This window comes from bacterium, from assembly GCA_004299235.1.
In the GTDB taxonomy this organism is placed as follows: Bacteria; Chloroflexota; Dormibacteria; order Dormibacterales; family Dormibacteraceae; genus SCQL01.
The window spans coordinates 1-6,802 of record SCQL01000018.1; the positions used below are offsets into that span (position 1 = coordinate 1).

General features: G+C 63.9%; 5 protein-coding genes. 4 read left to right on the top strand and 1 reads right to left on the bottom strand.

Features of this window, described 5'->3' with window-relative positions:
- Positions 1-49 precede the first annotated feature (49 nt).
- From EPN29_05035 to EPN29_05050, 4 genes are read left to right on the top strand one after another with little or no spacing between them, the layout of a single operon-like run.
- Entirely contained in the window at positions 50-2,263 is a 2,214-nt protein-coding gene (locus EPN29_05035) for an HD domain-containing protein (protein TAN33811.1), read from the top strand.
- Positions 2,163-3,479 carry an AI-2E family transporter gene (locus EPN29_05040; protein TAN33812.1) on the top strand — a complete coding sequence of 439 codons (1,317 nt, stop codon included), beginning with the start codon at positions 2,163-2,165 and terminating at the stop codon, positions 3,477-3,479. The genes EPN29_05035 and EPN29_05040 overlap by 101 nt, the downstream gene beginning before the upstream one ends.
- Positions 3,332-4,189 carry a metallophosphoesterase gene (locus EPN29_05045; GenBank protein TAN33815.1) on the top strand — a complete coding sequence of 286 codons (858 nt, stop codon included), beginning with the start codon at positions 3,332-3,334 and terminating at the stop codon, positions 4,187-4,189. The genes EPN29_05040 and EPN29_05045 overlap by 148 nt, the downstream gene beginning before the upstream one ends.
- Complete coding sequence (locus EPN29_05050; GenBank protein ID TAN33813.1) at positions 3,960-6,206, top strand: DUF2029 domain-containing protein; 2,247 nt, start codon at positions 3,960-3,962, stop codon at positions 6,204-6,206. The genes EPN29_05045 and EPN29_05050 overlap by 230 nt, the downstream gene beginning before the upstream one ends.
- Here the strand turns inward: EPN29_05050 and EPN29_05055 are convergent.
- Positions 6,144-6,674: a DUF2127 domain-containing protein gene (locus tag EPN29_05055; GenBank protein ID TAN33814.1), complete on the bottom strand. Its 531-nt coding sequence runs from the start codon at positions 6,672-6,674 to the stop codon at positions 6,144-6,146. The two genes, EPN29_05050 and EPN29_05055, sit on opposite strands and share 63 nt — an antisense overlap.
- Between the last annotated feature and the right edge of the window lie 128 nt (positions 6,675-6,802).

A 6,802-nucleotide genomic window follows, 5' to 3' on the forward strand; every position in this document is an offset into this window, starting at 1 on the left:
GGTCCCTGGTCGGACCATTAATTGGTGGGCATTCCTATTCAATCGGGCGATGTCTGCTACTGCCCACGTGATCCCCTCAATCGCTGCGGCCTCGATCGGCGGAGGCAGCTGGTGGGGCCTGCCGGTGCGCACCGTGGCGTACGTGATTGCGACGGTGGCGCTCAACTACCTCTTGACGGCAATGGGCATGGCGTACGTCAGACGTACCTCGATCTTGACGACCCTGGTCGAAAACGTTGGCGTCGCCGCGTTGATCGGAACTCTAGCCGTGAGCTTCTCCGGCGGGATTATTGTTTTGCTCCTCGACAAAGGTGGCCTGATCGGCTACATCATGGCCCCGGGCTTGTTCGGGTTCGTTCTGGCAGCCCGCGGTAACGTCGCCGCAGCCCAGCGGCAGACTCTCCTCAAGGACCAAACCCTTGACCTCGCTGCCCAGGCGCTCGACGCTCGAGATCGATATACCGAGTCCCATTCCATACGGGTATCCGAGCTGGCCGCCCGTTTAGGAGAGCATCTGGAGCTAGGTGACCGGGAATGTGAGCTGATCCGCACCGCAGGGTCGCTGCATGACTTAGGAAAGATCGGTGTTCGCGACGACATCCTTAACAAGCCCGGGCCGCTGAGTGAGGAGGAGTGGGAGATCATGAGGCGCCATCCGGATATCGGCGCAGACATGATCGCCCAGCATTCCGCATTAGCCGAGGTAGCGCCTCTCGTCCGGCATCATCATGAACGGTGGGACGGAACAGGCTACCCTGCCGGCCTTAAAGGGGATGTGATCCCGTTCGGGGCCCGCATCCTCTCGGTTGCCGACTCATTTGACACTATCACCGGCGCTCGGCTTTATCGGCAGTCATTGATGACTCCAATCGAAGGCGTCGAGGACATTAGCCGCCGGGCAAACCTTTGGTATGACCCGAATGTCGTGGACGCTCTCCGGGAACTCCACGGCCTCCAGCCGCTGGACGTTGTCAACCGCCCCGAGGTGCCTCGGCGAATTACCGCCCTTCGAGTACTGCGCACGAACCCTGGATTCAGCAGCCTTATCACGGCAATTGGAATCTCCGCGCTCGGCGATCCCCTAACCCAGGTGGCGACGCTCGTCTCGATCTATTTGGCCACCAGTGATCCCCGCCTTGTCGCCGTTGGCTTTATCGCTCAGGCGCTGGGCACGATCGTCATGACCAGCGCTCTCGGCGGGGTGGCTGACAGACTGTCGAGGCGTGGGTTGGTCATCGGACTTGAGCTGCTCCGAGCCGCGATCCTTATGGCTACTCCGTTAGCGCTTGGGATGCGATGGTGGCTGATTATTCCGATCCTATTTTTCCTCGCATCGATCAATGCGGTAGTTCAGCCCGCCCGCCAAGCGGCGATTCCAGGATTAGTCTCGCCTGGACAGGTAGGCAAAGCCAACGCCATGGTTGCAGCCATAACCATGCTGGCAGGCGCATGCGGATTCGGGCTGGCAAGCGCGATTCTTGCATCGCTTCCTCACTCCACAAACTTTCTCTTTATCGCCGATGCGATGACATTCGCGCTTGCAGCCGCGATCGTCAGCCGAATACCCAACCTAGGCGGCGGAGGCCTCGCGACTCCGGTGTCAGGCGCACTTCGACGCTCATGGTCGGTGATTGCGGCGAGATCCCATCTTGTGGTTGCCACCATTGCTGCATTTCTCCTGCCTATCGGCCTTCCTGCACTGCTTGCGCTTGCCTACCAGCCGAGCATCGTTGGCGCATCAGCTGCAGGCCATGGTGGGCAGACCTATTCAATGCTGGAGCTAGTGCTATCGGTAGGGATTTTCGCCGGGTCTGTCGGCGTCGGCAGACTCAGCACTATCGGGACCATGCGCACAGTCGGCGCCGGGCTCCTCGTTAGCGGCACCTTCTCCCTCGCAATTGCGATGAGCCAATCGCTGATGTTGATAGCGGCAGCCCTTTTTATTGCATCAATCGGCAACCCGATCTACGCAGTTGCGAATCAGACGGCCGTGTTGGAAGCTGCCGACCCGTCGAACCGAGGCAGTGTCATGGCCACACGATTCGGCCTCGTGCAGACGGCAAGCATCGTGGGCTTCGCGGCGGGGGGTTTGATCACCAAGATGTCGGGTCCGCTCAGCGCATTCGGCGTCATGGGGGTTGGCCTTGTGCTGCTGGCTTTGTATGCGATTGCCGCCGGGCGCTCCACGACCAACCCTCTGCATGGCGCCGCCTATGAGGAGGCCACCCTCCGAGCGGCGGGGGCCCAGCCGCAGGCCAAGTGAACTGAAGCCCCCAGCGGCCCGCTCGCGAGCGGCTCTGGGGATTGGAATCATCGTCATACTGCGGGGATTGCGTAACGTGCGTCCAAGCCCCCACCCCAAAGGCGCCCCACACGAGAGCGAACCGGAGGGGCCGAGCACCATCACCGTGGGCGCGGTATCCGCCTGGTCGCTAGATCCTCAGCGGCGGCGGCGGTACCTGCAGATCGCCTTCGGCTTCGGTGCCCTCAGCGTCGCCCTCGTCGTGCTGTACCTGCTCCGAGATTTTCTGGGCGCTTTCGTGCTCGGAGCCGCCATCGCCTTCCTGATTCAGCCCGCCGTGTCGCGCCTGGTCGGACTCGGTGTGCCCCGGATGGTTGCCATTTCGCTGCTCTTCGTCGTCATCATCGTCGCCATCGGCGGCCTGGTTCTGCTGATCGTGCCCCTGGGCGTCAAAGAGGTCGGCCAGCTGCAGGTCCAGGCCCCAAGCCTGGCCGCGGCGGCCCAGAACCGGATCAACAGCCTTCAGGGATCCCCGGTGCAGATCTTTGGCATCGACATCGACCTGAAGAGCACCACCGAGTCGATCAGCGCACACCTCAAGGACTACCTCCTCGGACAGTTCGGCAACGCGGTCACGTTCGGCCTCACCGCGCTCACCACCATGCTTCAGCTCCTGCTCATGTTCATCGTCGCGTTCCTGCTGGCGCTCGACGCGGCCGCAGCCCGGAGCGTCCTGCGCCGCTTAGTGCCGAACGACTACCGCACCGACTTCGACCAGATCTGGCGGAAGGTCCGCAAGATGCTCTACGCGTATACGCGCGGTCAGCTGATCATCGCCGCGTTGATTGGCCTTCTTTCCGGTATCGCGTGTGCGGCCTTGGGGCTGGCAGATCCGGTCGCCCTTGGGCTCATTGCCGGCATCACCGCGCTGATCCCCTATCTGGGGCCGTTCATCGGCGCGGTTCCGGCCATCCTCGTCGGCCTGGCGGCCGGCCCCATCAAGGCGTTGCTCATCGTCGTCCTTTACTTTCTGATCTCGAACATCATCCTCACCTTTGTCTATCCCAAAGTCATGGGCGACGCCGTCCGATTGCCACCGATCCTGGTGATCGTGGCGTTCATCGCCGGTTTCAGCTGGGCGGGAATCCTCGGCATGTTCGTGGCCGTTCCGATTGCCGCCACTCTGCGCATCCTCTTCGACCACATCTATCCGCGCCTGTACGAGAAGCCGGCTTGAGGGTCGCGATTTTCTCGGACATTCACGCCAACTGGCATGCGCTCGAGGCCGTTCTGCGCGACTGCCCGCCTGTGGACAAGACGCTCTGTCTGGGCGACGTCGTCGGCTACGGTGGTGACCCCAAGCGATGCGTGGACGAAGTCACCAAACGTGGCTGGCTGACGCTGGTCGGCAATCACGACCGCGCCTGCACCGACCCCGAAATCCTGGAATGGTTCAATGACGATGCCGCCTCTGTCGTTCGCTGGACGGTCGACGTGATCGGCGGGCAGCGCCTCGAATGGCTGCGCGGCTTGCCCGACAGCCACGTCGAGCACGACGTGCTGCTGGTGCACGCGAGTCCCCGTGACCACATCTACGAATACGTGCTCGACACCGCGGTCGCCCATGCCAACCTCGAGCTCATCAACGGCGGGATCTGCTTCCACGGGCACACGCATGTGCCGGGGATCTTCGGGCTGGCGGGCGGTCAGGTCACCCATGAGTATCGAGTCGACACTTTTCGCCTCGAGGGACCTGCGCTGGTCAACCCCGGCAGCGTCGGCCAGCCCCGAGACGGCAGCCCAACCGCCAGCTATGGAGTCTGGGACGTCGACAGCGAGACCTTCGAGTTCCGGCGCATCCGATATGACATCAGGGGGGCGCAACGAGCGATCCGGAAGGCCAGGCTTCCGGAACGCTTCGCGCTTCGACTCGAAACCGGACGGTGAACCTGCCGCCATGAGGTGGCGGCGCATGGGCTATGCCGCCGGCGCAGGAGCCGGCATCGGGTCGCTGCTCTTCTGGGCGGGTTACTGGCTGAACTTCGTGCGGGGCGACCTCGCCGGTCCGGACTTTTTCTCGTTTTATGCGGCCGCCAAGCTCTACGTCCTCAGGGGTGGCTCTGCCGTCTACGACCTGGTTCTGCAGAAACAGTTCGAGCTCCAGGTCACAGCACAGCCACCGGACCGCTTCCTCGTTCTCCCGTACTTCCACCCGCCCTACTACACATTGCTCATCGCCCCCCTCGCCTATCTGAACTATCGACAGGCCTATTACGCCATGGCCGCTTTCAACGTGCTGCTGGCTGCCGTGTTGGTGGTTCTGCTCGTCCGCCACAGCCTTCGTGTTCACGGCCGTGCGGCGGTGGTCGCCGGCGCGATGATCGCCGGCTACTTCCCGCTGTTCGTCACCGTGCTGCAGGGCCAGTCCGACCTGGTCGTGCTGGTCCCGCTGGCGGCCGCGTATGCCGCCTGGGCGCGACGCTCTTATGGGTGGGCCGGAATCTTCAGCGCGCTCGCTCTCGCCAAGCCACAACTGCTGCTGCTGATTCCCGTGCTCTTCATCGCCCGCCGGGCGTGGCGAGCGCTGGCAGGGTTCGCGGGCGTCGTCGCTGGTCTGGGGGTGATCTCCGTCGCCGGCTTTGGTGCCAATGCGGTGGTCGGCTACCTGGGCGCGGTTGGCACCTGGGCGATTGCCGGTAAGCTGCCCGCCCCCGGCGAGCTGGTGTACACGGACACCGCCATCTACTCATTGCGGAACATTCTCGAAGCGCTGCCGGGTGGCGGCAAGGCGGCGGCGCTGGTGGTCCTGGTCTTCCTCCTGGCTCTCGTGGCGCTGTCGCTCAGCTGGCGCCCTGACCAGCCGCGCCTGGACTTCGCCCTGGCCGTCGCTGCCTCGCTGGTGCTGAGCCCTCATCAGAACGTGCACGACCTGGCGCTGATGGTCATCCCCGGTTTTGCTCTGGCGGACCTGGCGCTCGCGGGCGAGCTGCGGCGGCCGATGGCGGCCGCCATCGTACTCGGTCTCTCTTACGCCGCCATCAACCTGACCCTCGCCCTCAACCTCTGGCTGGCCGCTGTCGGAGCGCTGGCGGTCGCCGCGTATCTCACCTTCGAGCGCATGTCGGTGCGGCCCGAGCCGTTGCCCCTCGGTGAGCTCACCTGGAGCGGCCCACGACCTCGACGCGTGATCGTTCTTCCCGCGTATCGCGCGGCGAAGACGCTGATGGAGGTCGTCGGCGGCATTCCGCAGGGCCACGCCGACCGGATCCTGCTGGTGGATGATGCAAGCGCCGATGCCACCGTCAGCGTCGCCATCGCGCTGCACCTCGACGTGATTCGGCACAAGCAAAATCTCGGCTATGGCGGAAATCAGAAGACGTGCTACCGGCAGGCGCTTCGGATGGGAGCGGATGTGGTCGTCATGCTGCACCCCGACGGGCAGTACGACCCCACCATCATCCCCAATCTATGCAAGGCGATCGAGGACGGCGAGGCCGACATCGTGCTCGGATCACGCTGGCTGGGCCTGGATCCGGCCAAGGCAGGCATGCCATGGTGGAAGCGCCTGGGCAACCGGTTGCTGACCGCGGCCGAGAACCGAGTCCTCGGCCTTCACCTTTCCGAGTATCACACCGGTTATCGGGCCTACTCGCGCCGCTTCCTCGAGGCGATTCCCTTCCTGGAGAACAGCAACGACTTCGTTTTCGACACCCAGGTCCTCATCCAGGCGGCCACGTTCGGGTTCAAGATCGGCGAAGTCCCGGCCATCGGCCGATACCACGAGGATGCCAGCTCGGTCAGCTTCGGGACCTCGACCGTCTACGGGTTCGAGACGCTGGCCGCGCTGCTCAGATACGTGGCCCATCGCGCCGGGTTCCGGTGCTCGTGGTTGGTCCCCGCTTCAGATGCCGACAAACAGGCGCTTTCGGTAAACCAGGTAGCCCACCACCGCAACGTTCAATAGGAGCGCGCCCACCTTGAAGAGCGTGAGTCTGTGGACCACCTCATATGCCTCGTACGGGATCAGGATGCTGGTCGCGATCACCGTCAGGTACTCGGCCCAGCGGCGCCGCATCGCGAGCCCGACTCCCTCAGCACCTTCGAGCAGCGCGTAGGCCATGGCGCTGATGGCGAGCAGCGTGATGTGGTTGAAGGTGCCGATGACGACGACCAGCTTCAGTAGCAGCAACACGGCCAGGCTGCGGCCGGCGGTGAGGTTCAGCTGGTCCTGAGCGTAATCGGACCAACTGGTGAGCAGGCCGCGCCTGCCGGCCACGAGCAAGCCGATGGCAAGCGCGATGAGCACGACCGATTTGGTGATGCGCTCGACGATGATGACCTTGATGAAGGCGTCGTGCTCGCCGCCCATGCGGCCGAGCTCGGCCCAGAGGCGGGCGACGTAATGGGCTCTTGTCGAACCGGTCCGCGCCATCGCCTGACCTTAACCCGAAAAGTGAGTTCGACTAGGCAGCGCCCTCGCTGAGTTCGACGGTGTAGCCGAGGCGCTCCAGCCGGCGCACGGCCTGACGGGCGATCTGTGTTCGGTCTCGCTCGTCGAAG